Raw genomic sequence first — 24,453 nt, 5'->3', positions numbered from 1 at the left:
GTCCGGGCTCGGAACCCCCGGCCTCCCCCGCGGGATGGGCAAATGTAGAGAAACCGCAACTAGACAGGCCCCACGTGGGTGACCCGGCCGAAGCCTGGAGATGTCACATGACCGGCCTTCAGCTCTCCGTCGTCGTGCCGTGCTTCAACGAGGCGGAGGTGCTCGGCACCTTCCACAGCGCCCTGCTCACCGTCCTCGACGGGCTCTCCACGCCGTTCGAGATCTGTTACGTGGACGACGGCAGCGGCGACGCCACCCGGGAACTCCTCGCCGGCCTCGCCCTGCGCGACGAGCGCGTCCACTACACCGCCTTCAGCCGCAACTTCGGCAAGGAGGCCGCCATGCTCGCCGGTCTGCGCATGTCGCGCGGGGCGGCCGTGGTCATCATGGACGCCGACCTCCAGCACCCGCCCGAGCTGATCCCCCGCATGCTCGAACTCCACCGCCACGGCTACGACCAGGTCATCCCGCGCCGCGACCGGGCGGGCGAGGGCGTGGTGCGCTCCGCGCTGAGCCACACCTACTACGCGCTGGTGCGGCGCTGCATGGACGTGGAGCTGATCGACGGCTCGGGCGACTTCCGGCTGCTGTCCCGGCGGGCCGTCGAGAGCGTCCTCTCGCTCCCCGAGAGCAACCGGTTCTCGAAGGGGATCTTCTCCTGGATCGGCTTCGACACGGTCAGCTTCCGCTACCGCAACAGCGAGCGGGTGGCCGGCCGGTCGAAGTGGGGGAGCAGACGGCTGCTGAACTACGGCATCGACGGGCTCCTCTCCTTCAACAACCGCCCCCTCCGCCTGGCCATCTACACCGGCTTCTGGGTCCTCTTCTCGGCCCTGGCGTATGCGCTGTGGACGGTGATCACCGTCGTCCTGCACGGTGCGGACACCCCCGGGTACGCGACCCTCCTCACCGCCGTCGTCGCGCTGAGCGGCATCCAGCTGGTCACCCTCGGGGTCATCGGGGAGTACGTGGGCCGGATCTACCACGAGGCGAAACACCGCCCGCCGTACGTGGTGCGGGAGACCGACGCGACCTGCCGGACCCTGCGGGAGCGCCGGCTGCCGACCGGGTCGCTGGTCATCGGGGAGCCGGACGGGTCGGCCGCCGCGGGGCTGCCCTCCGCCCCCGGGTTGTCCTCCGCTCCGGGGCTGCCTTCCGCTCCGGGGCTGCTCTCCGTCGCGGGGCGGTCCGCCGCCCGGTCCCGTACGGCCCGCCAGTTCGGCAGCTTCGTCCTCATCGGTTGTGTGAACACCGCCGTCTACCTGGGCGTCTACGCCTCGCTGAACCGCTGGATCCCCTACCTCGTGGCCCATGTCATCGGCTACACGGTCAGCATCGTCTGCTCGTTCCTCCTCAACTCCTACGTGACCTGCCGGACGAAGCCCACCTGGCGCGCGTTCGTCCGGTATCCGCTCTCCAGCCTGGTCAATCTGGTGGCGTCGGGAGCACTGCTCTACGGCGCGGTCAGTGTTCTCGGGATGGACAAGAACCTCGCCGCGCTGGCGGCCGGGGTCATCGTCACGCCCATCTCGTTCCTGCTGGCCCGGTGGGCCATCATGTCGGGCCGCCGGACCCGGACAGAAGGGGCGTCGGAGGTCTCTGTACCGGAGAAGGCACCGCAGCCGCAGCCGGCCCGGCCGACGGTGGACCGTCCGGCTGCCGACCGCCCCGCCGTGGACCGCCCCGCCGTGGACCGCCCCGCCGTGGACCGCCCGATGGCGGACCGCACGCTCGCACCGAGGACCGGTGAGAAGGGTTGAGCGAGAACACCCCGAGGACGACGGCGCCGATGAACGCACACCCGGAGAACCCACAGTCGGGCCGGGACCCGGAGCCGCAGCCGGACCGGGAGCCTCAGTCGAGGCCCGGCCCCGAAGAGGCCCGAGCCGGAGAGGAGCACCCCGGCCCCCGGACCGCGCTCTGGGTCACCGCCCTCTCCCTCCCGCCCCTCGCCCTGCTCGCCGCCGCCTCCTGGTTCGGCCGGTGGGTGCGGCCCAGCGCCGACGACTGGTGCTTCCTCCCCGCCGTACGGGACGACGGCATCACCGGCCTGGTCGGGAAGTTCTACTTCGACGACAACGGACGGGTCGCCAACGCGTTCCTGGTCGGCGCCTACGCCAAGTTCCAGGTCGCCGGACACCAGTGGTACCCCGCCGTGAGCGGGGTCCTGATCCTCGCCGTCCTCTGGGCGGTGGCCGTCCTCGCCCTGCGCCGGGGCGGGATCACCGTCCCGCGCGGGCTTCCGCTGCTCCTGGCGGCGATGGTGACCGCGCTCTTCCTGTTCGTCACGCCGAACACGTACAAGACCTTCTACTGGCCCGCCGCCTCGGTCTCCCACACCCTGCCCCCGGTCCTGGCCTGCGCCGCCCTGATCCCGCTGCTGCTCGCCCGCACCCGCAGGGGCCGGGGGTTCGCCCTGGCGGTCGCGCTGCTCGGGGGCGCCTTCGTCGCCACGCTCTCCGAGGAGACGGCGATCGTGGTGGTGATGGTGCTGCTGGCCGCGCTCTTCCTGAGCGGCCGGGTCGTCCCCGCCGCCGAACGGGGGTTCGTCCGCCTCTGGTGCGCCACGGGCATCGCCGGGACGGTCGCGGGCGCCCTCGTCCTCATCACGTCCCCCGGCTCGATCCGCCGCCGTGAACGGTTCGGCGCCGGGACCACCACCTCCCTCCTCGCCCCCGACTCCCTCGCCGCCTCGCTGCGCGCCTTCGCGGAGATCACCGTCACGGTCGTCACGACGTGGCAGTACGTGGGCGCGATCGCGGTCGGCGTACTCCTCGGCCTGCTCGCCGCCCGCCGGGACGGCCGCCCCCTCCGCCCCTCGCCCCACTGGCCGCTGCTCGCCCGGACCGGCCTGCTCACGCTGCTCGTCTCCGGCTATCTCTGCACGGTGATCGCGTACCCCGTCTTCCGGGACCGCGTGAGCGACCCCAGCGCCAACCGCCTCTGGAACGACTACCTCCTGCTGTACGTGCTCCTCCTCGTCGCGGCCGGGGCGCTGCTGGGCCTGGCGGTACGGCAGCATGTCCGCCGTACCGCCCCGGTGAAGGCCGGGTGCGCGGTGCTCTGCGTGCTGGTCTGCTTCGGCCCGGCGGTCTCGCTGCTCAACCTGGACACCAACATGCGGGCCAGGGCGGAGAAGTGGGACGCGCAGGACCGGCGGCTGCGGGCGGGGGCGGCGGACGGCGAGCGCGTGCTGCCGTACGAACGGCTCGTCATCAGCAGCATGCTGGAGCCGTTCAGCCGGGGCGGCGCCAACTACTGGCCGGGCGGCTGCGTGGCGGACTTCTACGGCCTGGAGCGCGTCACGGACGCAACACGCGTGCCTTCGGGCGGGGGTTGAGCCGGAGCTGTTGCTGACCGGTTTCCTTCGGGGGGTGGTTGAGCCGGGCTCTCTGCCAATCGGGTTCCCACGCGGGGAGTTGAGCCGGTCACTCTTCCGACGGGACTTCTACGGACGGGAGTTGAGACGGGCCGCCTGCCGGGTCAGATGGTCGCGCTCGGCAGCGTTCTGCGCCTTGCGGGCGGCCTCCGCGTAGAGCCGTGCGGCCGTCTCCGGGTCGCCGTCCCGCTCATGGAGGTACGCCGACACCGCCGCGTACCGGGGCAGCGAAGCGTCCACCTCCGCCAGGGCCGCGAGCCCGGCGCGCGGCCCGTCGGCCTCGCCCACCGCCACCGCGCGGTTGAGCCGGACGACCGGGCTCTGTGTCAGCCGGGCCAACTCGTCGTACCACTCGACGATCTGCACCCAGTCGGTCTCGGCGGCGGTGGGCGCGTCGGCGTGGAGCGCGGCGACGGCGGCCTGGGCCTGGTACTCGCCGAGCCGGTCGCGGGCCAGGGCCGCCTGGAGGATCCGGACCCCCTCGGCGATCGCCCCGGTGTCCCACCGCCCCCGGTCCTGCTCCGCGAGCGGCACCAGGCTGCCGTCGGGCGCGGTGCGGGCGGCCCGCCGGGCGTGGTGGAGCAGCATCAGGGCGAGCAGCCCCACCACCTCGGGGTGGTCGATCGCGGCGGCGAGCTGCCGGGTCAGCCGGATGGCCTCGGCGGCGAGGTCGAGGTCCCCCGAGTACCCCTCGTTGAAGACCAGGTAGAGGACGCGCAGCACGGTGGAGACGTCGCCGGGCCGCTCGAACCGCACACCGGAGACCGTCCGCTTGGCCCGGCTGATCCTCCCCCACAGCCTGAAGGGCGTGGGAGGTGCCCCCTCGCCATGGTCGCCTCGGGCACCAGATAGGCCCGGGCGATCTGCCGGGTGGTGAGCCCGCCGACGGCCCGCAGGGTGAGTGCGACGGCGGACGAGGGCGTGAGCGAGGGGTGGGCGCAGAGGAAGTAGAGGTGGAGCGTGTCGTCGCCGCCGGGTACGGGACCGGGCGTGGGCTCCTCCTCCACGGCCTCCTCCCGCCGGCGCCGGGAGGCCTCCGCCCGGGTCGCGTCGAGGAACCGCCGCCAGGCCACGGTGACCAGCCACCCCTTCGGGTCGCGCGGCGGGTCGTCGGGCCAGACCCGCACGGCCTCGACCAGTGCGTCCTGCACGGCGTCCTCGGCCGCCGCGAAGTCGGCCCCGCGGCGGACGACGACCCCGATCACGCCCGGAATCAGGCTCCGGAGCAGCAGCTCATCCATGGGCTCACCCGTCCTGTGCCGGACCAGGTCACTCAGCGATGGTGGGCGGCGCGGTCAGGAACGGCCGCAGCTCCAGCCACTCGTGGATCGGCTTCCCGCCCGCGCCCGGGGCGGCCGACAGCTCACCGGCCAGCTCGACGGCGCGTTCGTACGAGTCCACGTCGATGATCATCCACCCGGCGATCAGGTCCTTGGTCTCCGCGAACGGCCCGTCGGTGACCGGCGGCCGCCCCTCCCCGTCGTACCGGACCCAGGCCCCCTCGGGTGCGAGCGCCTGCCCGTCGACGTACTCCCCGGACTTCTCCAGCCGGGCGGCGAAGTCGTTCATGTACTGGATGTGCGCCGAGACCTCCTCGGGCGTCCAGCGGTCCATGGGTACGTCGTTGACGGCCTCCGGAGCGCCGCGGTAGTGCTTGAGCATCAGGTACTTGGCCATGGGACTCTCCTCGGTGCGGGGGCGGCCGGTCGTGGCCGCCCCGTGGCTGCTTCCACCACGGGGACGGAGCCGGGTGCGGGTTCTCGACATGGCTTCGCGGATTTCCTCCGACTTTCTCACTCCGCCCGTCCGGCCACCCCCGCGACGCTCAGTACCCGAAGATCATCTTGTAGGCCACCTCCGGCAGGAACTGCCCGGCCGCGGACCCGCCGCCGACCCCGCAGTCACCGTCCGACTCCCCGGGCGTCTTCAGCCAGAGCAGCATCTCGGCGCCACCGCCGCCGCCCAGCTGGCTGACGGCCCCGATCCGCCGCCCGCCGGGGTTGCACCACTCGCCGTTCGCCCCGTTGCCGTTGCGGCTGGTGTCGACGACGTACGGCTTCGTGTAGCCGTAGGACGCGGCCAGCGCCCCGTTGACGGCGTTGCCGTACGCGGTGTTCTCGCCGGTGCCGAAGTAGTTCGAGATGTTCAGCGAGAAGCCGTGCGCGTCGCGCACCCCGGCGCCGTCGAGGTGCTGGGCCATGGTGGAGGCGCCGATCCAGGCGGGGTTCCCGGCGTCCAGATAGGTCCAGGTGTTGGGGGCCCGGTCGCGGAACTGGGCCAGGGCGCCCCGGAGCATCGCGTTCCGCTCGTTGATCTGGGCCTGGGTCAGGCAGCTGAAGTCGCCCAGCGAGTCGGGTTCGATCACCACGAGCGCGGGGCGGGTGCCGATGGCGGAGGCGAAGGCGGATATCCAGGAGTGGTACGCGGCCGGGGTCCCCGCGCCCCCGCCGGAGTGGCCGCCGCAGGCGTCCCGGCCGGGGATGTTGTACGCGATGAGCACGGGCAGCTTGTCGGCGGCGTCGGCGGCGCCCACGTACGAGCCGACGGCCGCCCCGATGTCCCCGCTCCAGGCGCCGAACCAGCGGGCCATGGGGCGGGAGGCGATGTTGTCCCGGATGGCGGCGGCGCGCCCGTCACCGGGGTTGGCGGCGGCCCAGACGGCCGGGTTGGAGTGGGGGTCGGTGTAGAACCCGCTGGTCATGCCGATGGGGTCGGCGAGCGGGGCGGGGGCGGAGGAGGGGGTGGCGGCGGTGGCGCTGCTCTGTGCGGCGGCGAGGGGGAGGAGCAGACACGCGGACGCGGTGGCGGCGGCGAGCGTACGGAGAACTCTTCTCACGAGTGCGGCCCTTCTCTGGGAGCGCTCCCATGCGACGGCGGCCGGACGGTGGGGGAGGGAGGCGCGTGGGTGGGGGAGGCGCACGGCCGGGGAGGCGCGTGCGGTGGGCCCGCGGTGCGGGGGAGGGCCCGGCGGAGTACCGCCGTCGGACGAGACGGTGGCAGCGGGACGGGCGGCTGTCAATGGGGCGGGAGCGGACCGGCCCCCGGGGCGGTCTCGGGGTAGGTGCGACCGGAGAGGTATCCGTGTCCGCCCCAGAGTCTGACGTTTCCTGGTCATAGGCGCACGAAGATGGACGGAAAGAACAAGAAACCTTCCGGACCGTGATGCCGGACGAGGACGGACGAGGACAGGAGACGACATGCGTGGCGTTCTGGTGGGCGTGGTGGGCACCGTGGTGGTGCTCGGGGTGGCGGGCGCGGTGGCCGTACCGCAGGCGAAGGAGTGGTACGAGGGCCGCCACGAGCAGACGGCTTCGTACGCCACTGGCAAGGCGGCCAAGGCCGAGCGCCCGTCCGTCCCCCGCTGGCTGCCGGACGACGCCGCGTCCGTCGAGTACGCCATGCGCACGACCGGCGGCGAGCGCATCCTCAAGGCCACGCTCAGCGGCGACGGCCTCCCCGCCTCCTGTACGCCGCTCGACGCCGGGGCCGGGAAGGCGCCGGACCCCGAGATCAGCGCCTCCTGGTTCCCCTCGGGCGCGGCGAGCGGTGCGCAGGGCCGCTGCGGCTCCTACTACGTCTCGCTGAAGGACCACACGCTGTACGCCTGGCAGACGAACGACGACTGGGTGGAGGAGAACCGCAGGTCGGCGCAGTAACGTTCCCGCCGCACCGCACCCCGTACCGTTCACGCATTCCCCCCACCGCCCCCCGGCCCGACGCATCCGAGGTCACCCGTGATCGCCTTCGTACCGACAGCAGTCTTCTTCCTCTGGTTCTGCTGGGGCGTGCGGCAGGACCGCCGCCAGTTCCGCAACGCGGTGCTGCTCGGCCTGACCGTGCTGAGCCTGTCGTTCGCCCTGCTGACGCAGGTGGACCGGCTGCCGGGCAGCCTGGCCGTCCTGGTGTACTCGCTGGTCTTCCTCGTGCCCGCGCTGGCGGTCGTGGTGCTCGGCGGCTTCCTGGTGGGCAACGGGCTGACCATGCTCCGCAAGGAGGGCCGCAGCCCGGGCAACCTGCTGTCGGGCCTGGCGGGTCTCGCCATCTTCGCCGTCCTGGCGCTGGTGGTCACCGCCGACTACGTGGGCAGCTCCCGCGCGTACCAGTCCTTCATCCTGGCCGTCGTGCTCGTCACCGGTTACGTGGCCTTCCTCTTCCTCTGCTTCCTGGCCTACGCCTTCCTGTACGGCCGCATCCGGGTGCGCGGTGACGTGGACTTCGTGGTGGTCCTGGGCTCGGGCCTGATCGGTGGGGAACGGGTGCCTCCGCTGCTCGCCTCGCGGCTGCGGGCCGGACTCCGCATCCAGCGGAAGCAGATCGAGCGGGGCGCGGACGCCCCCGTGCTGCTGGTCTCCGGCGGACAGGGCCCGGACGAGAAGCTGCCGGAGGCGGAGGCCATGGGGCGCTGGCTGGTCGCGGAGGGCGCCGACCCGTCGCTCGTACGGGAGGAGTCGCGGTCCCGTACGACCACCGAGAACCTGCGCTTCAGCCGGCGGCTGATGGAGGAGGCCGACGCGCGGTACGTCTGCGTCGTCGTCACCAACAACTTCCACGCCTTCCGCGCCGCGATGACGGCCCGTCGGGAGGGCGTGCGCGGCCAGGTGATCGGCTCCCCGACCGCCGCGTACTTCTGGCCGAGCGCCACCATCCGGGAGTTCGTCGCCGTCTTCTGGGAGAACCGCGTCGTCAACGCCGTCCTGTGCACGCTGCTCGTGGCGCTGGCGGTGGTCGTGGGGATGCGGTGGTAGGGACCCGCCGACCGGTGCGCGGCACCGCCTAGGCTGACCCCCTGCCGCCCGGTTCGAGGCGGCACGCCCGGGAACGGGCCCGGGGACGGACAGGGGCGGGGACAGTACATGCGTGTGCGTACGGCGGGGGCGGGGGCTGGGGCGGGCAGAACCGTCCGCAGAGCGCTCGTAGCGGGGCTGGGCCTGGCACTGGTGGCGCTGACGCCCCTTCCCGCACAGGCGAACGCGACCACCGGGGCGGCGCGGGAGCCGGTCGCCGCCACCGGGGCGTGGGCGGATCCGGTGAGTGCCTCCGGGGCGGCGGCAGGGCCGGTGGGCGTCACCCGCACCACGCTGGCCGCGGACACCGTCATCCCCCGGGGCGTGACGGTGGATCTGGTGCGCCGGACGATGACGCTCGCGGCCGGGGAGAAGCGGCATCTGCGGGGACGGCTGGAGGCGACCAGCACGACGACCGGCATCGTCGGCCTGACCGAGCGCGTCCGCTGCCTGGACGCCTCGGGGAGGACGGTGCCCGTGGTCGCGGCGTCGGCCCGTAACCACGAAGGCAGCGACACCGTCACCTACGCCACCCCGGGCCATCTGCCGCTCTTCGCGGACCTGCTCTTCACCGCCCCGGCCGACGGCACCTACACCTGCGTCCTCCAGGGCACGGCGTACTCCTCACTGACGGGCAGCTACCACCTGACCGCGGTCGCCGGGAAGACCTGGCTGGAGGCGGACGACGGCGACCGGGTCGGCGCCGGCTGGTGGCAGAACCCCGCCTGCGAGAGCGCCGATTCCGGCGGTGCGTGCACCTATGTCGGTACGGGACCGGCCCGTCGGGACGCCTGGGTGTTCTACGACGACGGAACCCCGTCGCGTAGGTGGCAGGCGCATCCGGACGCCGTCAGCGTCTCGGCCCAGGCCAACCTGGAACTCACCACCTGCTACCACGGCACCGCCTCCTGTGCCACGGCCATGCAGGCCCACCCGCGCGGGAAGAACGCGGTCGTGGACGCCCGGTTCGAGTTCATCCAGCTCGGCACGACCGGCCACGCCTGCCGCAGCCACAGCACCACCGCACGCCGGACCGTCACCGACGACGCGCACCACGCGGTCGGCTACTCCTTCCTCACCGGCCTCCCGGTCGATCCGGCCTGCGGTACGCGGGACTTCCTGATGCGGATCTACGTGAAGCACGTCTCCGGCCAGACCGTGAAGATCGACGGCGTCCAGAGCGGTGTCACGTCCCTGACCAACGGCATCGCCTTCAACAACTTCGGCTGACGGGGACGGCGGGCTCCGCCCGTACGGACCCGAAAGCGTGCGGGCTCCCACCGGCCGGTGGAAGCCCGCACATGCGTGAGGCGTCGAGGAGCGGGCGTCAGATGCCGCAGCTCGGGGCCGACCAGAAGCGGCCGCTGCCACCGGCGACGTGGGTGTGGTCGTTGTGGCCCGGGTAGCCGGGGCCGAGGATCTCGGTGAAGCCGTGGTTGCGCGCGGCCTTCGCGAGGGCGCAGAAGCCCTGGGACCCGGCGCCGAGGTCGGCCGCGTGCCCGTACATGTGGCGGCTGTTGGCGGCGCCGCCGACCGCGCTGTTGCAGGAGACGCTGCGGAAGCCGCCGTTGACGGTGACCGGCCGGTCGCCCAGGGCGTGGCGCAGGGCCTGGAGCTTCCACATGGTCACCAGGGCGTTGGCGCGCGCGGTGGCGGCGCTGACCTTGCCGCCGGACCAGTCGGAGTTGCAGCGGTTCAGCTCGGCGTAGGTGAAGTTGGCCGGGGTGCAGTCGCTCTTCTGGAGCTGGTAGATCTTGTTGAACGTCTGCGGCCCGGCGATGCCGTCGGCCCCGAGTCCGTACGCGGCCTGGAAGCGCTGGACGGCCGCCTTCGTGGCCGGACCGTACGCACCGTCGATGGCGAGCTGGTTCCCGGTCCCGGGGTAGCCCGAGACGCGGATCTGGAGCTGGCGTACGGCCTCCCCGCTGGAGCCCTCGCGGAGCGTGCCGCTCCAGGTGTAACAGGCGTCGGCCGTGCCGAAGTCCCCAGAGGCGGAGGCCTTCACGGCGGGGGCGGTGGCGGCGTCTGCGGAGCCGGGGGCGGCGGAGGCGGAGGTGCCGCCGAGGGCGAGCACCGCGCCCGCGAAGGTCGCGAGCAGGAATCCGGTGGGGCGTGAGCGCATGGGACAGCACCTCTTCGTCGTCGAGCGGGGCGGCCGGTGAGCGTTCGCTGAGCGGTACCGAGCCTGTGATGCGAGCGCGGGAGCGTCAAGGTCATGACAACTAGCTGCAAGCGGGTCGGTGCCTGATGGGGCAATTGGACGCGGTTGGTACGCGGCGGGCTGTCCGGAAGCTGCCACTACCCGGACGTTCGGCGGCGGCGGTGCTTCACTTGCCGCTCATCCACCCCAGGCCTGCGCTCGCGTCCGCGTCCGAGCGCGAGTCCGAGCCTGCGTCCGCGCTTGACCTTGCGCTCTCGCCCGCGTCCCCCCTCACACCCAGGAGCCCCCATGAGGCTGTTCACTGCCGTCCGTTGCGCCCTCGCGTCCGCGATGGTCGCCTCCGCCGCCCTGCTGGCCGCCCCCGTGGCCCACGCCCAGGAGGTCCGTCCGGAGGGAGGGCGGCAGGAGGCGCAACCGCTGGCTGCCGCCACCATCGCGGTGTATCCGCCGATCCAGGGCCCGTCCATATGGAACCGGTTCGGCCAGACCCCGCCCTCCTCCCACCACCGGGTCTTCTCCAACTGGGGCTATCTCAACGACTGGTCGGTGGACATCTACCAGAACCCCGGTGCCACGGTCGTCTCCCCGTTCGGCAGCAGGACCTCGACCGGCAGCTCGGTGACGGTGCGCGTCGTGACGGTCCGCCCCGGCTGCGCCACCGGGAACCTGGCAGACGGCGGCTGGCGCATCGGACTGGAGGCGAGCGACGACGCGACCGGGGCCGTCGTGGGCCGCGCCGACGTCATGCACGTCGACCGGAAACCCGCCTCGATCACGGTCGGCGCCACCGTCGGCCCCTGGACCCGGCTCGGCCAGACCGGCAGGTTCCGCTACTCCTCCTGCTACCAGGTCAACGGGGACACCGGCGCCCACATCCACCTCGAAGTGATCAACAGGACCAAGTACTCCTGCTACATCGCCCGGGGGCGGGTGCGGGCCTGGGCGACGAGACGGTCATCGGCCGGGTCGGCACCCTCGACTCGGGCCCCCAGCAGGCCTGCTGAGGACCCGACCCGCAACCGGCCGGTAGACGGGGAGAGAGAGCTACGGGCGGCGGTGCGGCCGGCGCAGCGCCGCCGCGCCCGCGTACCGGGCGCTGCCGCCCAACTGCTCCTCGATTCGCATCAGTTGGTTGTACTTGGCGGTACGGTCCGAGCGGGAGAGCGACCCGGTCTTGATCTGGCCGCACCCCGTGGCCACCGCCAGATCCGCGATGGTCGTGTCCTCCGTCTCGCCGGACCGGTGGGACATGACGACGGTGTAGCCGGCGCGGTGGGCGGTGTCGACGGTGGCCAGGGCCTCGGTCAGAGTGCCGATCTGATTGACCTTCACCAGTACGGAGTTGGCGACACCGGCCGCGATCCCCTCGCGCAGGACGGCCGCGTCGGTGCAGAAGACGTCGTCCCCGGTGAGCTGGCAGCGGGCGCCGACCCGTGCGGTCAGCTCCTGCCACCCGGTCCGGTCGTCCTCGGCCATCGGGTCCTCGATCGAGACGACGGGGTAGGAGTCGATCAACTTGACCAGGTAGTCCACCTGTTCGGCGGGGGTGCGCCGGACGCCCTCCCCGGTGTAGTCGTAGACGCCGTCGCGGAAGAACTCCGACGACGCCGGGTCCATGACCAGCCCGATGTCGGTCCCCGGCCGGTACCCCGTGCGCTCGACTGCGGCGACGACGAAGTCCAGGGCTTCCTCGGCGGTACGGAGCGAGGGCGCGAAGCCGCCCTCGTCGCCGACGCCCGTGGAGTGCCCGGCGGCGAGGAGGTCGCGGCGCAGGGTGTGGAAGACCTCGGAGCCCATCCGTACGGCCTCGGCGAAGGTGGCCGCGCCGATGGGGGCGATCATGAACTCCTGGAAGTCCAGCGGATTGTCGGCGTGGGCGCCGCCGTTGACGATGTTCATCATCGGTACGGGGAGCAGGCGGGCGCCCGAGCCGCCGACGTACCGGAAGAGCGGCAGGCGGTGGGCGGCCGCGGCGGCCTTCGCGGTGGCCAGGGAGATGCCGAGGACCGCGTTCGCGCCGAGCCGGGACTTGGTGGGCGTGCCGTCCGTGGCGACGAGGGTGGCGTCGAGCCCGGCCTGGTCCTCGGCCTCGCGGCCGATGACGGCGGCGGCCAGCTCCGTGTTGACGTGGTGCACCGCCCGGTCGACGCCCTTGCCGTGCCAGCGGCCGGGGTCGCCGTCGCGGAGTTCGACGGCCTCGCGGGCCCCGGTCGAGGCGCCGGAGGGGACGGCGGCCCGCCCGGTGGACCCGTCCGCCAGCTCCACATCCACTTCGACGGTGGGGTTGCCCCTGCTGTCGAGGATGCTGCGGCCGGTGACGGAGGTGATGGCGGTCATGGGAGTGAGTCCTTCCCGTTGTCGCGCGGGTGTGCCGTGGCACACGCGCCGGGGCCCGGCTGCGGCGACGGTGGCGCTGGTCCCGGCAGAAGGAAACTCTACAGCAATGCTGCGCAGCTGAACTGAACAGTTAGCCTGCACACTCCTTCTTCCTCCCTCCTCCCGGCTACGCTGCGTTAATATTCGGTATGCCCCTTCCGGAATCCGCCGCCGTCGCCGCCGAACTGCGTGCCGCGACGGGAAAGCTCACGCGCCGCGTGAAGCGTGAGGACCAGATGCCGGTCGGCCAGGTGGCCGTCCTCGGTGCGCTGGACCGCAGCGGCGCGATGACGACCAGCGAACTGGCAGCCGATCAGCGGGTCCGCCCGCAGTCCATGGCCCGGGCCGTCGGCCTGCTGATGGACCAGGGCCTGATCACCCGCCGCGCCCATCCGACCGACGGCCGCAAGAGCCTGGTCGAACTCTCGGTCGCGGGCCGGGCGCTGCTGGAGGAGGAGCGGGGGCGCAGGACGGACTGGCTCGCGCACGCGATCGAGTCGGAACTGACGCCCGATGAGAGGGAGTTGCTGGCGCGGGCGATCACCCTGGTGGAACGGCTCGCGGCACACTGACCCGGCCCCCCGACCGGGTCGTGCGCCCCGAACTGTCTTTTGCGGGCGGCCCTTTGCCTGTCGTGCTTTCCGGGATGGCTTCCCGGCCCCGCGGTGATACGTACGGCCGGCCCCGCAGTGCTACGGCTACGGCCGGCCTATTCCTGCGGCGCGGCTCCTTCGAGCAGCGCGACAACCTCGGAGTGGGGACCGGTGAGGGCCCACTCCATGGGGGACATGCCGGTTCCGCCGTCCTCCCGCAGGGCCGGGTCGGCGCCGTGCTCCAGCAGTACGCGTACGGTCTCGGTGTGGCCCCAGCAGGCCGCCGCGCACAACGGGGTGCCTTCGGTGCCGTGTCCGCTCTCCGTGTCGGGGTCCGCCCCTGCCCCCAGCAGGGCGCGCACCACGTCGGCGGAGCCGTGCACGGACGCGGCGTAGAGGGGGGTCGTGCCCTCGCCGTCCGCCCGGTCGGGCTGGGCGCCGCCCCGCAACAGGGCGCGGACCTCGGTGAGTTCACCGAAGGTCGCGGCTTCGACGAGCCGCTTGGTCAGTTTCTTCTGTCGTCGATGGTTCACGGTGTTGCTGCCTCTGTCGTGAGTTGTCAGGGACCGGTGGGCCGCCGGTCGAGCGGCCCACCGGTTCAGACTGCCGTCAGCGGCAGCGGATCACTTGACCGACTTCACGTCGCAGTGCTTGGCGCGGTACCCCTTGCCCACCTTGCTGTTGGCGTTCTTCTTCGCCGCGGCGATGGCCTTGGGCTTGGTGTTGGCCTTGCCCTTGCCGTCGACGAAGCCGACCGCGTTGTTGTTGCTGATCTTCACCTTGGCGCACTTCACGACCGCGGTGTAGGACTTGGCCGCATGGGCCTGCGAGAGCGGACCCGCTATCCCGATCAGCAGGGCGGTCGCCACGACGGCGGAGGCCTTACGCATGTGCTTCATATGTGAACCTTGCGGTTTCAACCCCGAAGGGCGGGCCGACGCCGCCGCGACGCTCCGTGCGTCACGGCTCCCCGGCGCCGACCCTTGGTCTGAAGATCATTCTTTACGAACTCCCGGCGAAAAGTTGGGAGTTTCCTGGTGTGACGGTGATCACCGCCCTGCCGCCCCTGGGCCGCCGCCCCTGCGCCGCCTCAGTCTGAGAGCGCGGAGCGCATGGCCCGGGAGATGAGGTCGCGGGCGGGTGCCCCGTGGACGGCGATGCGCGACAGCTCCGTGAACGCCCGCAGATAGGTGCGGACTTCACCGGGCGCCGTGATGTTCACCTCCGCGGTCAGCGTCTCCACGGCCACCTGGGCGTCGTCGAACGCGTAGAAGGCCTCCAGCGGCCAGATCGTACGCCGGCGGGCCCCGAGCAGGATGACGCCCAGGGAGACGTTGGGGCGGGACATGACCTCGCCCAAGTACCGGAGTTGTGCGGCGAGCTCGGGCCCGTCGCAGACCCGGTGGTGGAGGCTGGCCTCCTCGATCAGCAGGGCGAAGCGGTGGCTACCCTCGTGGACGACCCGGGAGCGTGCCAGGCGCGCCCGGACGGCTTCGGCCACGTCGTCCGGGGTGCCCTGGAAGTCCGCGATGGACCGCAGGAGCCCGGTCGCGTACCCGGCCGTCTGGACCATGCCGGGCAGGACGTTGGAGGCGTACACCCTGAAGTGGGCCGTCCGCTCGTACAGCGGGACGGTGCTCTCGTGGACCCGCCGCATCCCGTCCTGGTGGAGCTGCTGCCACTGGACGTACATGGACTCGGCGGTCCGGGAGGCGGCGATCAGGTCGGCCGCCCGGGCATCGGATTCGCTCGGACTCGGTGCCATCAACTCTCCCCCTCCGTAAAGGAATCATGCGCTTCCAAGGCGTCCACGGTTGCCGTGATCAGGGCCCGCCCGGTTCCGCCTCCTAAGGTCCTTGCTCCGCACGAGAGAAGGAGACGGCAATGGGCTGGGGAACAGGAAAAGGCGGCGGCGGAGGCGACGGGAAGCATGCGGGAGGCAAGGCCCCGGGTACCGCGAAGCCGTCCTCGGACACCGCCAAGCCGGTGCCGGAGCCGAAGCACACAGGGAAGTGGGCGCACCGCGGATGGAGTTGATCGGAGCGGACGAGCAGGCCGCCGTCGTGCCCGCCATGGGCGGCCTGCTCGGCTCGGTGAACGAGAGCCTCGGGGCGCCGGTCGCCCCGGTCTGGGAAGCCGCCTTCCGGGGGGCGCCCCGGCATGCGTTCCTGCCGGAGACCGTGTGGGTGGGGGGTGAACTGGAGGAGTGCTCGCGGAAGTCCGACCCCGAAGGGTGGCTGCGGCACGCCTGTGCCGACACCGCCGTCGTGACCCAGGTCAACGACGGAAAGGACGTCGGGGCGGTGGGGGAGCGGTGGGCCTCGTGTTCCGCCTCCGCTCCCTCCGTCGTCTTCCGCATGCTCGACATGCTGGACCTGCGCGCCGAGCACCATGTCCTGGAGATCGGTGCGGGCACGGGGTGGAACGCGGCGCTCCTCGCCCACCGGCTCGGGGCGGACCGGGTGACCAGCGTCGAGGTGGACCCCGTACTGGCGGCGCGTGCGGAGGGGAGCCTTCGGGGGGTGGGGCTCGATCCCCGGGTGGTGTGCGGTGATGGGGCGGAGGGGTACGCGGTCGGCGGTCCTACGACCGGGTGATCGCCACCTGTTCCGTACGGGCCGTGCCTCCCGCGTGGATCGCGCAGACCCGGCCGGGCGGGGTGATCCTCGTCCCCTGGGAGTCGCCGTGGCTCTGTTACGGGCTGCTGCGGCTCACCGTGGACGGGTACGGGGGCGCCTCGGGGTTCTTCTTCCCGTACTCGGCGTTCGTGCTCATGCGGGGACAGCGTACGGATCTGCGGATCTACCGCGATGTGGTGCGGGGCAGCCATGTACCGCTGGCATCCGTGAGCCTGCTGTCCCCGTGGGCGGCCGCGGGTGAGGGCTGGGCCGCGCAGTTCGCCGTCGGGCTCCAGCCCCCCGACGTGTGGCGGGCCCGGCACGACGATCCCGGTGTCGACGGTGTCGCCCGCCGGCTGTGGGCGGCCGCCACCGACGCCGGCTCCTGGGCGGCCGTGGACTGGGACGGGACGGTCTCCGACCGCTTCGCCGTGTGGGAGCACGGGGGGCGCCGGCTGTGGAGGGAGATCGAGGGTGCCTACGCGTGGTGGCGTGGGGCCGGGCGTCCGGGGCCGGGGCGGTTCGGGCTGACTATCGCTCCCGACGGTACGCACGTGCCGTGGCTGGACACCCCGGACCGGCCCGTGCCCGCGGCGGCTCGCTGAGCGGACGGCGGTGGGCCGAGCGGGGTGCGGGCTCCGTCAGGTGCCCGCCGGCGGCTGCCACTCCCGCCTGAGCAGTCCGAACACCCAGGTGTCGGAGACCTCGCCGTTCACGACGCACTCCTCCCGCAGCGTGCCCTCACGGACGAAGCCCACCTTCTCCAGCACCCGGGCGGACGCGAGGTTGCGTGTGTCGGTCTCGGCCTGGACCCGGTTCAGGCCCAGCGTGTCGAACGCCCACCGCAGCACGGCGTGCGCGGCCTCCGTCGCGTAGCCGTGGCCCCACGCGGTCTTGTCGAGGCAGTAGCCCAGGGACGCGCTGCGGTACTCCGGGTTCCACCGGGCCAGCGTGCACCAGCCGACGAAGGCCCCGTCGGAGGCCCGGTCGAGGGCCAGGCGTACCCCGGAGCCCTCGTCCGCCATGGTCCGGCACATCGTCAGGAAGCGCTCCACGCGGGCCTGTTCGGTCCAGGCGGGGGAGTCCCAGTAGCGCATCACCTCGGCGCTGCTGTGCAGGGCGAAGAGGCCGTCCGCGTCCGCGGCCGTGAAGGGGCGCAGCCGCAGTCGGGCGGTGCGCAGGGTGGGGGTGGTCAGAGGCATGCGCACCATTCTGCGTGCCGGGAGGTGGGCAGGACACCGAATATCCGTGGCGGAAGGTGAAGGTGACGTGTCGTCACTCCGTACGCGTGTGCACGCTCACCGCGTAGCCGCCGCCCGGGTGGAAGGTGTCACCGCTCCACGTCGCGTACCGCTGGAGCAGGGACAGCCCGGCCTCCGTGCACCAGGTGTCGAACTCCGTGAGGGTGACCGTGGGTTCGGGCAGGGGGAGGTGGGCCGCGTCCAGGCCCATGCCGGTGACCAGCAGGCCGCCGGGGCGCAGGGTGGCGGCCAGCTGGCGGACGACGGCCGGCTCGGTGCCGGGGGCCAGGAGCGGGACGACGTTTCCGGCGGCCAGGGCCAGGTCGAAGCCCGGCTCCAGGTCGAGGGTGTCCAGGTGGGCCAGGTCGCCCAGGAGCCACTCCTGGGCGGGGGCCTGGCGGCGGGCGACCGCGAGCATCGAGGCGTCGACGTCCACGCCGGTGCACCGGTGGCCCAGCTCGGTGAGCCGGATCGCGATCCGGCCGGTCCCGCACCCCGCGTCGAGCACCCGCGCGCCGGGCCGCAGCAGGGTCGCGCAGAACGTGGCCTCGCCGTGGACGTCGTGGCCCGACTCCGCCAGCCGGGCGAAGCGGAGCGCGTACTCCTCACCGGCCTGTCCACCGGTCAGCTCCGCCCAGCGGTCGGGTTGCCCAGTCATGTGCTGTGTGCCTTCCGGTCGGCCGTCCTCGAAAGGACGAGCGTTCCGTCTCAGCGCCCCCGTGTCCAGCGGAACTCGATCTCCGGGTAGCGCGGTACCGGCCCGTCGAGGAGCGGGCGTCGGTGGCCGAGGAGGAATTTGTCGAAGAACGCGGTGGTGTACGCGCGGGTGACCGCGGCCGCCCGGGCCGGGGCAAGGGTGCCGAGGAACTCCGCGTACAGCGGTTCGGGCCACCGCTCCCGGAGCCCGGCCGCGTGCGCCAGGGCCGGTACGTCGGTGGCCGTGAGGTGGCCGCCGCCCGCGAGGTGCAGGTGGCGCCCCCAGTGCCGGTGGTGCGCGCGCCACCGCGCCCAGGTCGGGTGGTCCGGCGACGAGGTGAGGAGGAGGAACGGGCGGTCGAGGCCCGTCTCCGGGACGGTGGTGCCGAACAGGCCGCCGTCCAGGTCGAGTCCGGCCACGAAGCGCCGGTCCAGCCGCATCGCCTCGGCCGCCGCCGCCCCGCCCAGCGAGTGGCCGAGCAGCCCGACGCGCCGGACCGCGACCCCGGCGAGCGGGCGGCGGCTCCGGCACAGCGCGTCGGCCACACACCGCAGGTCCGCGGCGCGCACGGCGACCTCCAGCCGGTCCTGGGCGTCCCAGTCGTCCGGTTCGGCGGGCAGCGCGCCGCGCACCAGCCGGCCGTCGGGGAACCGGACGGCGGCGGCGTCGTAGGTGTGGTCGACGGCCGCGACGAGATGGCCGCGCGAGGCGAGTTCCTCGGCCAGGCCGCTGGTGAGGGCCCGGGACGCGCCCCGCCCATGGCTCAGGACGACGGCCGTACGGGTGCCGGGGGCCGGGCGCCCTCCCGTACGTGGACCTCCTGCCCCCGGACCTCCCGTACGGGCTCCGAGAGACGACAGGTCTCCCGTACGGGCGTGCGTGGTGACGGCCGCCAGCACCCCGGGCCGCATGCCCCACGCCACCTCCAGCGCGGCCGCGGTCCCCGGGTCCGTGTAGGGGGCGCTCGGGCGCGGCGGGGCGGTGGTGGCCGGGTACCAGAGCTGCACCATCAGCTCGCGCGGGCCCGGGTGCGGGGCGAAGGGGTCGGTGCGGGTGGTGTCGGTCAGCGGGACGGAGAGGGTGGCGACGGGGTGCCTGCCCGTGGGGCGGGGGAGCGTCGCGGCGAGGGGCCTGCCGGGGGAGCGGGCGCCGGCGGGGCGCGACGGCGTGGGGCGCGGCGGCGTGGCGTGCGGGGCCGGGGTGCCGGCTGCCGGGGCGCGGGGGAGGGCGGTGGCGGTGGTGGCCGGCAGGGCGGTGGAGCCGAGGGCCGCGAGGGCGGCCGTGAACGCTGCGCGTCGGGTGAGCACCGGTGTCTCCTCGGAGGACGTGGCCGAGCGGGCGACGAGGCCCGATCCGCACCGTAATTGGCCTGGACCAATAACGGGAGGCCTTGCGCGGAAGCCGATGGAAGGTCTCGTGCGGAATCCGGGGCGGTACGGCGTTCCTCCGGGCGGGTGAGCTTCCCGTACGTCCCCGCCGTGTCGGCGTCCCCTCCCGCGCGGAGGCGCTTTCAGTGGGGGCAGGAATCAGTGTGATCAACTGCAAATGCCACCAAACAAGCACTATCCGGTCCATCCGGTACGGGGTGGTCCGGGCCGGCCCCGGAGGTATCAGCCATGTCCCACGTCGGCGTCCCGCGCGGGACGGTCCGAAAGCGCCGCTCGCTCGCGCTCCTCACAGCGGGGGTGCTCACGATCCCCGCGCTCGCGGGGTGCAGTTCCGACAGCGAGGAGACCTCCCGGGGGGTCCCGCAGGACATCGCTCCCGCCGCCCGTGACCGCGTCGCCGACGGATCGACGGTGAACTGGGCCGTCGACGCGATGCCCACCACCCTCAACGCCTTCCAGGCGGACGCCGACAGCGCCACCACCAGGATCACCGGGGCCCTGCTGCCCACGCTCTTCCCGATGGACGCCACCGGTCAGCCGAAGCTCAACCCGGACTACCTGGAGTCCGCGAAGATCATCGAGCGCGAGCCCAAGCAGGTCGTGCTCTACAAGCTCAATCAGCAGGCGGTCTGGAGCGACGGCCGCGAGATCGGCGCTCCCGACTTCGTCGCCCAGTGGCGCGCGCTCAGCGGCAAGGACTCCGCCTTCTGGACGGCCCGCAACTCCGGCTACGAGCGCATCCAGAAGATCGAGCGCGGCGCCGACGACCTCCAGGTCCGGGTCACCTTCGCCAAGCCCTACGCGGACTGGCGCTCCCTCTTCTCACCGCTCTACCCGAAGGAGGTCACCGGCTCGCCGGACACCTTCAACGACGGAGCGCGTACGACCCTGAAGAACACTGCGGGCCCCTTCCAGCTCAAGAGCGTGAGCAAGGCCAAGGGAACCGTCACCCTCACCCGTAACCCCCGCTGGTGGGGCGACAAGGCCAAGCTGGACACCCTCGTCTTCCGGGCCGTCGCCCCCAAGGACCGCACCAAGGCCCTCGCGGACGGCACCGTCCACGTCACCGACGTCGACTCCACCACCGCCAACCGCATCGCCCTCGCCCTCCGCGACGGCAACAACGGCGGGCAGCCCCTCGCCCACGGCCCCGGCGCCGACCTCACCCCCGCCGCCGCCCTGCGCTCCTGGGCCCTGGCCAACGGCTCCGACGAGGAGCAGGCGGAGATCGCCCGGGCCGCCCGGGAGAAGACCCGCAAGGCCGTCGCCGCGTACGGGGCGGAGCAGAAGGCCCTGCGCAGCTACGCCGTACGCAAGTCCCTGGAGCCCGCCTACACCCAGCTCGCGCTGAACGGCGAGTCCGGCCCCCTCGCGGACGACCGGGTCCGCCGGGCGGTGGCCCGCGCCCTGGACCGCCAGGAACTCGCGGAGACCGTGCTCAAGCCGCTCGGGCTCCCGGCGAAGCCGCTCGGCAGCCACCTGGCCCTGGCCGGACAGCCCGGTTACAAGGACGGCAGCGGGGCGCTCGGCGACCAGAACACCGAGGAGGCCCAGGCCCTGCTGGCCGACGCGGGGTGGACCCGGGGCGGCGCGGCCGAGAAGCCGAAGGACACCAAGGCGGGCAGCGAGGCGGAGAAGAAGGACGAGAAGGAGGACGGCGAGAAGAAGGGCACCGACAAGGCCGAGGACAAGGACGAGAAGAAGACCGACAAGACCGAGGCCGACACCGACGCCGACAAGAAGACCGAGGACGCCGAGAAGAAGACCGAGGACAAGGAGGAGAAGGCCGGGGACGAGGACAAGGAGGAGAAGAAGAGCGACCAGGCCGCCACCGGCTCCGACGACAGCGCCGCCTCCCGTGCCGAGGGCCTCTACATCGTCGGCCAGGACAACAAGCCCGGCGCCCGTCCCGTCCAGGGCCTCGACGCCTCCTCCTCCGTACTCTCGCCCTCCCGCACCGCCGCCGTCCAGAGCCTTGCCCTGCTCCGCCAGGCGAGCGCCGTGAGCGGGGACACCTCCGCGGCCGACACCGCCGCCAAGGTCACCGCCCAGGACAAGCAGTCCGGCGGCGCCCCCGGCGCGTACGCCCCCATGGGCACCGCCGCACCCGCCCCCGCCTCGGTCAACGGGCCCCTCGGCAAGGACGGCAAGACGCTGACCCTGCGCTTCGTGCTCCCCTCCGGCCCCGGCTCGCAGTCGCTGCGCGGCGTCGGTGAGCGGATCGCGACGATGCTGGAGAAGATCGGCATCGGCACGGAGATCACCAAGGTTCCCGACGAGAGCTACTTCAAGGACCACATCGCCTCCGGCGACTACGACCTGGCCCTCTACTCCTGGCCCGCCACCGCCTACCCGGCCACCGACGGCCGCCCGATCTACGCCAAGCCGGAGCCGGCCACCGACGGGTCGCTCCTCGTCGAGCAGAACTACACCCGGGTCGGCACCGACCACATCGACCAGCTCTTCGACCAGGCGGTCGCCGAACTCGACGAGAAGGCGGCGCGGGAGCTGATGAAGCAGGCCGACGCCCGGATCTGGGCGGCCGCCGGATCGATTCCGCTCTTCCAGCGCCCGCAGCTCGTCGCGGTGGACAAGAAGCTCGCGAACGTCGGCGCCTTCGGCTTCGCCGCCCCCCGCTACCAGGACATCGGGTTCACGGACCGGCAGGCGGCAGGTTCCCCCGCGGACCGGAAGAAGTAGCCGCCGCCGGAAGAAGTGGCGGTCGCCCGGAGAAGCCGCAGGTCACCGGAGGAAGCAGCGGATCGCCGGAGGAAGCGGCCGGTCGCCGGAGGAAACGACAGCTCACCGGAGAAACCCGCAGCTGGCTGGAAGAATCCGCAGGTCACCGGAGGAATCCGCAGGTCAGCGGAGAAAACAGCAGGTCAACGGTTTGCACAAGCTCAGATGCTGCTCAAAACCCTTGCCCGCCGTCACGTACGGCGGGCAAGGTGGTATCCGCCCTGACCCGGGCCGTTCGACCCTCCTCACACACCCTCCCCGCACCCTCCTCGCGCCTCCCCCACGCGGCTCTCCCACAGCCGCCCCCGCTCCTTGACACCGGCTGAATATCGGCTGAATCACACGGGAAGACCGCCTCCGCGGATCGGCCCGGGAAGCCCGGCGTGCGCAGGGCCCGTACCATGGGACGAGCCGTGGCGTGCCGCCCGGCGGGCGTACGAGGACTCGAAGACCGACTGAGACGCCTGATCCCACGATCCGAGAGAAGCGCAAGCCACCCATGCCCACGCGCCACGACATCCGTAACGTAGCCATCGTCGCCCACGTCGACCACGGCAAGACCACGCTGGTCGACGCCATGCTCAAGCAGGCCGGCTCCTTCGCCGCGCACGCTGCCGAGTCGCTCGACGACCGCATGATGGACTCGAACGACCTGGAGCGTGAGAAGGGCATCACGATCCTCGCCAAGAACACGGCGGTGAAGTACCACCCCAAGGACGGCGGGGACCCGATCACGATCAACATCATCGACACCCCCGGCCACGCCGACTTCGGTGGCGAGGTCGAGCGCGGTCTCTCGATGGTGGACGCGGTCGTCCTGCTCGTCGACGCCTCCGAGGGCCCGCTGCCCCAGACCCGCTTCGTGCTGCGCAAGGCGCTGGCCGCGAAGATGCCGGTCATCCTCTGCATCAACAAGACCGACCGGCCCGACTCCCGGATCGCCGAGGTCGTCGACGAGACGTACGACCTGTTCCTGGACCTGGACGCCGACGAGGACCAGATCGAGTTCCCGATCGTCTACGCCTGCGCCCGTGACGGCGTCGCCTCGCTGACCAAGCCCGAGGACGGCACCGTCCCGCAGGACAGCGAGAACCTGGAGCCGTTCTTCTCCACGATCCTCTCCCACGTCCCGGCCCCCGAGTTCGACGAGGAAGCGCCGCTCCAGGCCCACGTCACCAACCTGGACGCCGACAACTTCCTCGGCCGTATCGCGCTCTGCCGCGTCGAGCAGGGCGAGCTGCGCAAGGGCCAGACCGTCACCTGGATCAAGCGCGACGGCACCATGTCCAACGTCCGCATCACCGAGCTGATGATGACCGAGGCGCTCACCCGCAAGCCGGCCGAGGTGGCGGGCCCGGGTGACATCTGTGCCATCGCCGGTATCCCGGACATCATGATCGGCGAGACGCTGGCCGACCCGGAGAACCCGATCGCGCTGCCGCTGATCACGGTCGACGAGCCGGCCATCTCCATGACCATCGGCACCAACACCTCGCCGCTCGTCGGCAAGGGCGGCAAGGGCCACAAGGTCACCGCCCGCCAGGTGAAGGACCGCCTGGACCGCGAGCTGATCGGTAACGTCTCGCTCCGCGTCCTGGACACCGAGCGCCCCGACGCCTGGGAGGTCCAGGGCCGTGGTGAGCTGGCGCTCGCCATCCTGGTCGAGCAGATGCGCCGCGAGGGCTTCGAGCTGACCGTCGGCAAGCCCGAGGTCGTCACCAAGCAGATCGACGGCAAGACGTACGAGCCGATCGAGCGCATGACGATCGACTCGCCCGAGGAGCACCTCGGCGCCATCACCCAGCTCATGGCGACCCGCAAGGGCCGTATGGAGACCATGACGAACCACGGCTCCGGCTGGGTCCGCATGGAGTGGATCGTCCCGTCCCGCGGCCTCATCGGCTTCCGTACGGAGTTCCTGACCCAGACCCGCGGCACCGGCATCGCGCACTCGATCTTCGAGGGCCACGAGCCGTGGTTCGGTGAGCTGCGCACCCGTCACAACGGTTCGCTGGTCGCGGACCGCGCCGGTTCGGTCACGCCGTTCGCGATGGTCAACCTCCAGGAGCGCGGTGTCATCTTCACCGAGGCCGGCACCGAGGTGTACGAGGGCATGATCATCGGTGAGAACTCGCGCGCCGACGACATGGACGTGAACATCACCAAGGAGAAGAAGCTCACCAACATGCGTGCGGCCTCCGCGGACACCACGGAGAACGTGGTCCCGGCCCGCAAGCTGTCGCTGGAGCAGTCCCTGGAGTTCTGCCGCGAGGACGAGTGCATCGAGGTGACCCCGGAGACCGTGCGTATCCGCAAGGTCGTCCTGGACCAGAAGGACCGCGCCCGCACCGCGTCCCGCGCCAAGCGCTGACGTGGCCGACGTAGCCGCGTGACGGAGAGCCCGGGCCCCTTCCAGAGGGTCCGGGCTCTCCGTCGGTCCCGGGAAGAGGCTGCTCCCCTTCCAAATGGGGAGTTCC

Annotated in this window: 21 protein-coding genes and 1 pseudogene; 10 read left to right on the top strand and 12 right to left on the bottom strand. The window is 72.2% G+C overall.

The genetic code is table 11. From position 1 onward, the window contains the following. Window positions 1–107: 107 nt before the first annotated feature. Window positions 108–1,760, top strand: a complete 1,653-nt coding sequence (locus DJ476_RS10835; RefSeq protein WP_112490395.1) for a glycosyltransferase — start codon at window positions 108–110, stop codon at window positions 1,758–1,760. 29 nt (window positions 1,761–1,789) lie between these two features. Beyond that, window positions 1,790–3,340, top strand: coding sequence for a DUF6056 family protein (locus DJ476_RS10830; RefSeq protein ID WP_318294555.1), 1,551 nt, complete (start codon window positions 1,790–1,792; stop codon window positions 3,338–3,340). 108 nt (window positions 3,341–3,448) lie between these two features. Here the strand turns inward: DJ476_RS10830 and DJ476_RS10825 are convergent. The 3 genes and pseudogenes from DJ476_RS10825 to DJ476_RS10815 form a co-directional block, all read right to left on the bottom strand. Continuing rightward, window positions 3,449–4,620, bottom strand: a pseudogene (locus tag DJ476_RS10825) (RNA polymerase sigma factor). A 28-nt stretch (window positions 4,621–4,648) separates the two neighbouring features. After that, complete coding sequence (locus DJ476_RS10820) at window positions 4,649–5,056, bottom strand: YciI family protein (protein ID WP_019763141.1); 408 nt, start codon at window positions 5,054–5,056, stop codon at window positions 4,649–4,651. 148 nt (window positions 5,057–5,204) lie between these two features. Then, window positions 5,205–6,215 (bottom strand): glycoside hydrolase family 6 protein, encoded by a 1,011-nt coding sequence (locus DJ476_RS10815; RefSeq protein WP_103416519.1) that lies wholly within the window; start codon window positions 6,213–6,215, stop codon window positions 5,205–5,207. Window positions 6,216–6,576: 361 nt separating this feature from the next. Here DJ476_RS10815 and DJ476_RS10810 point away from each other — a divergent pair, with 361 nt between their 5' ends. From DJ476_RS10810 to DJ476_RS35500, 3 genes are all read left to right on the top strand, one after another. After that, on the top strand, window positions 6,577–7,035 hold the full coding sequence (locus DJ476_RS10810) for a hypothetical protein (RefSeq protein WP_070205136.1): 459 nt from the start codon (window positions 6,577–6,579) through the stop codon (window positions 7,033–7,035). A gap of 78 nt (window positions 7,036–7,113) precedes the next feature. After that, the gene (locus DJ476_RS10805) at window positions 7,114–8,124 is read left to right on the top strand and encodes a YdcF family protein (protein ID WP_103416518.1); all 1,011 of its coding nucleotides are present in this window, start codon (window positions 7,114–7,116) and stop codon (window positions 8,122–8,124) included. Window positions 8,125–8,232: 108 nt separating this feature from the next. Next, window positions 8,233–9,393: a hypothetical protein gene (locus DJ476_RS35500; RefSeq protein ID WP_318294553.1), complete on the top strand. Its 1,161-nt coding sequence runs from the start codon at window positions 8,233–8,235 to the stop codon at window positions 9,391–9,393. Window positions 9,394–9,490: 97 nt separating this feature from the next. Here DJ476_RS35500 and DJ476_RS10795 read toward each other — a convergent pair whose 3' ends face one another. The 3 genes from DJ476_RS10795 to eno form a co-directional block, all read right to left on the bottom strand. After that, window positions 9,491–10,285, bottom strand: a complete 795-nt coding sequence (locus tag DJ476_RS10795; RefSeq protein ID WP_103416517.1) for a D-Ala-D-Ala carboxypeptidase family metallohydrolase — start codon at window positions 10,283–10,285, stop codon at window positions 9,491–9,493. Window positions 10,286–10,878: 593 nt separating this feature from the next. Next, window positions 10,879–11,070 carry a hypothetical protein gene (locus DJ476_RS35125; RefSeq protein ID WP_208853488.1) on the bottom strand — a complete coding sequence of 64 codons (192 nt, stop codon included), beginning with the start codon at window positions 11,068–11,070 and terminating at the stop codon, window positions 10,879–10,881. Between the two features lie 298 nt (window positions 11,071–11,368). After that, on the bottom strand, window positions 11,369–12,661 hold the full coding sequence (eno, locus tag DJ476_RS10785) for a phosphopyruvate hydratase (protein WP_103416515.1): 1,293 nt from the start codon (window positions 12,659–12,661) through the stop codon (window positions 11,369–11,371). 188 nt (window positions 12,662–12,849) lie between these two features. On the opposite strand from eno, the gene DJ476_RS10780 reads away from it, so the two are divergent. Beyond that, the gene (locus DJ476_RS10780) at window positions 12,850–13,272 is read left to right on the top strand and encodes a MarR family winged helix-turn-helix transcriptional regulator (RefSeq protein WP_103416514.1); all 423 of its coding nucleotides are present in this window, start codon (window positions 12,850–12,852) and stop codon (window positions 13,270–13,272) included. A gap of 137 nt (window positions 13,273–13,409) precedes the next feature. Here the strand turns inward: DJ476_RS10780 and DJ476_RS10775 are convergent, their stop codons facing one another. The 3 genes from DJ476_RS10775 to DJ476_RS10765 form a co-directional block, all read right to left on the bottom strand. Continuing rightward, a complete protein-coding gene (locus tag DJ476_RS10775) occupies window positions 13,410–13,826 on the bottom strand; it encodes an ankyrin repeat domain-containing protein (RefSeq protein WP_112490393.1) in 417 nt (138 codons plus the stop codon). Between the two features lie 90 nt (window positions 13,827–13,916). After that, on the bottom strand, window positions 13,917–14,192 hold the full coding sequence (locus DJ476_RS10770) for a hypothetical protein (RefSeq protein ID WP_070205129.1): 276 nt from the start codon (window positions 14,190–14,192) through the stop codon (window positions 13,917–13,919). Between the two features lie 191 nt (window positions 14,193–14,383). Then, window positions 14,384–15,058 (bottom strand): DUF5753 domain-containing protein, encoded by a 675-nt coding sequence (locus DJ476_RS10765; protein ID WP_318294551.1) that lies wholly within the window; start codon window positions 15,056–15,058, stop codon window positions 14,384–14,386. A 262-nt stretch (window positions 15,059–15,320) separates the two neighbouring features. On the opposite strand from DJ476_RS10765, the gene DJ476_RS35495 reads away from it, so the two are divergent. Further along, complete coding sequence (locus tag DJ476_RS35495) at window positions 15,321–15,890, top strand: methyltransferase domain-containing protein (protein ID WP_318294549.1); 570 nt, start codon at window positions 15,321–15,323, stop codon at window positions 15,888–15,890. A 23-nt stretch (window positions 15,891–15,913) separates the two neighbouring features. Further along, window positions 15,914–16,516, top strand: a complete 603-nt coding sequence (locus tag DJ476_RS35490; protein WP_318294547.1) for a hypothetical protein — start codon at window positions 15,914–15,916, stop codon at window positions 16,514–16,516. 36 nt (window positions 16,517–16,552) lie between these two features. On the opposite strand, the gene DJ476_RS10755 is transcribed toward DJ476_RS35490, so the two are convergent. From DJ476_RS10755 to DJ476_RS10745, 3 genes are all read right to left on the bottom strand, one after another. After that, a complete protein-coding gene (locus tag DJ476_RS10755) occupies window positions 16,553–17,113 on the bottom strand; it encodes a GNAT family N-acetyltransferase (protein ID WP_162638665.1) in 561 nt (186 codons plus the stop codon). 73 nt (window positions 17,114–17,186) lie between these two features. Further along, the gene (locus tag DJ476_RS10750) at window positions 17,187–17,810 is read right to left on the bottom strand and encodes a class I SAM-dependent methyltransferase (RefSeq protein WP_112490391.1); all 624 of its coding nucleotides are present in this window, start codon (window positions 17,808–17,810) and stop codon (window positions 17,187–17,189) included. A gap of 50 nt (window positions 17,811–17,860) precedes the next feature. Next, entirely contained in the window at window positions 17,861–19,156 is a 1,296-nt protein-coding gene (locus tag DJ476_RS10745; RefSeq protein ID WP_112490390.1) for an alpha/beta hydrolase, read from the bottom strand. Window positions 19,157–19,465: 309 nt separating this feature from the next. Between DJ476_RS10745 and DJ476_RS10740 the strand changes: the two genes are divergently transcribed. Beyond that, on the top strand, window positions 19,466–21,937 hold the full coding sequence (locus DJ476_RS10740; protein ID WP_112490389.1) for an ABC transporter family substrate-binding protein: 2,472 nt from the start codon (window positions 19,466–19,468) through the stop codon (window positions 21,935–21,937). Between the two features lie 538 nt (window positions 21,938–22,475). Beyond that, complete coding sequence (gene typA, locus DJ476_RS10735) at window positions 22,476–24,347, top strand: translational GTPase TypA (RefSeq protein ID WP_053559535.1); 1,872 nt, start codon at window positions 22,476–22,478, stop codon at window positions 24,345–24,347. The last annotated feature ends 106 nt before the right edge of the window (window positions 24,348–24,453 follow it).

Origin of the sequence: Streptomyces bacillaris (assembly GCF_003268675.1) — a bacterium.
Classification (GTDB): Bacteria; Actinomycetota; Actinomycetes; order Streptomycetales; family Streptomycetaceae; genus Streptomyces; species Streptomyces bacillaris.
The sequence above is the reverse complement of the archived record's forward strand: the minus strand, read 5'-3'. Positions and strand labels throughout refer to the sequence as shown.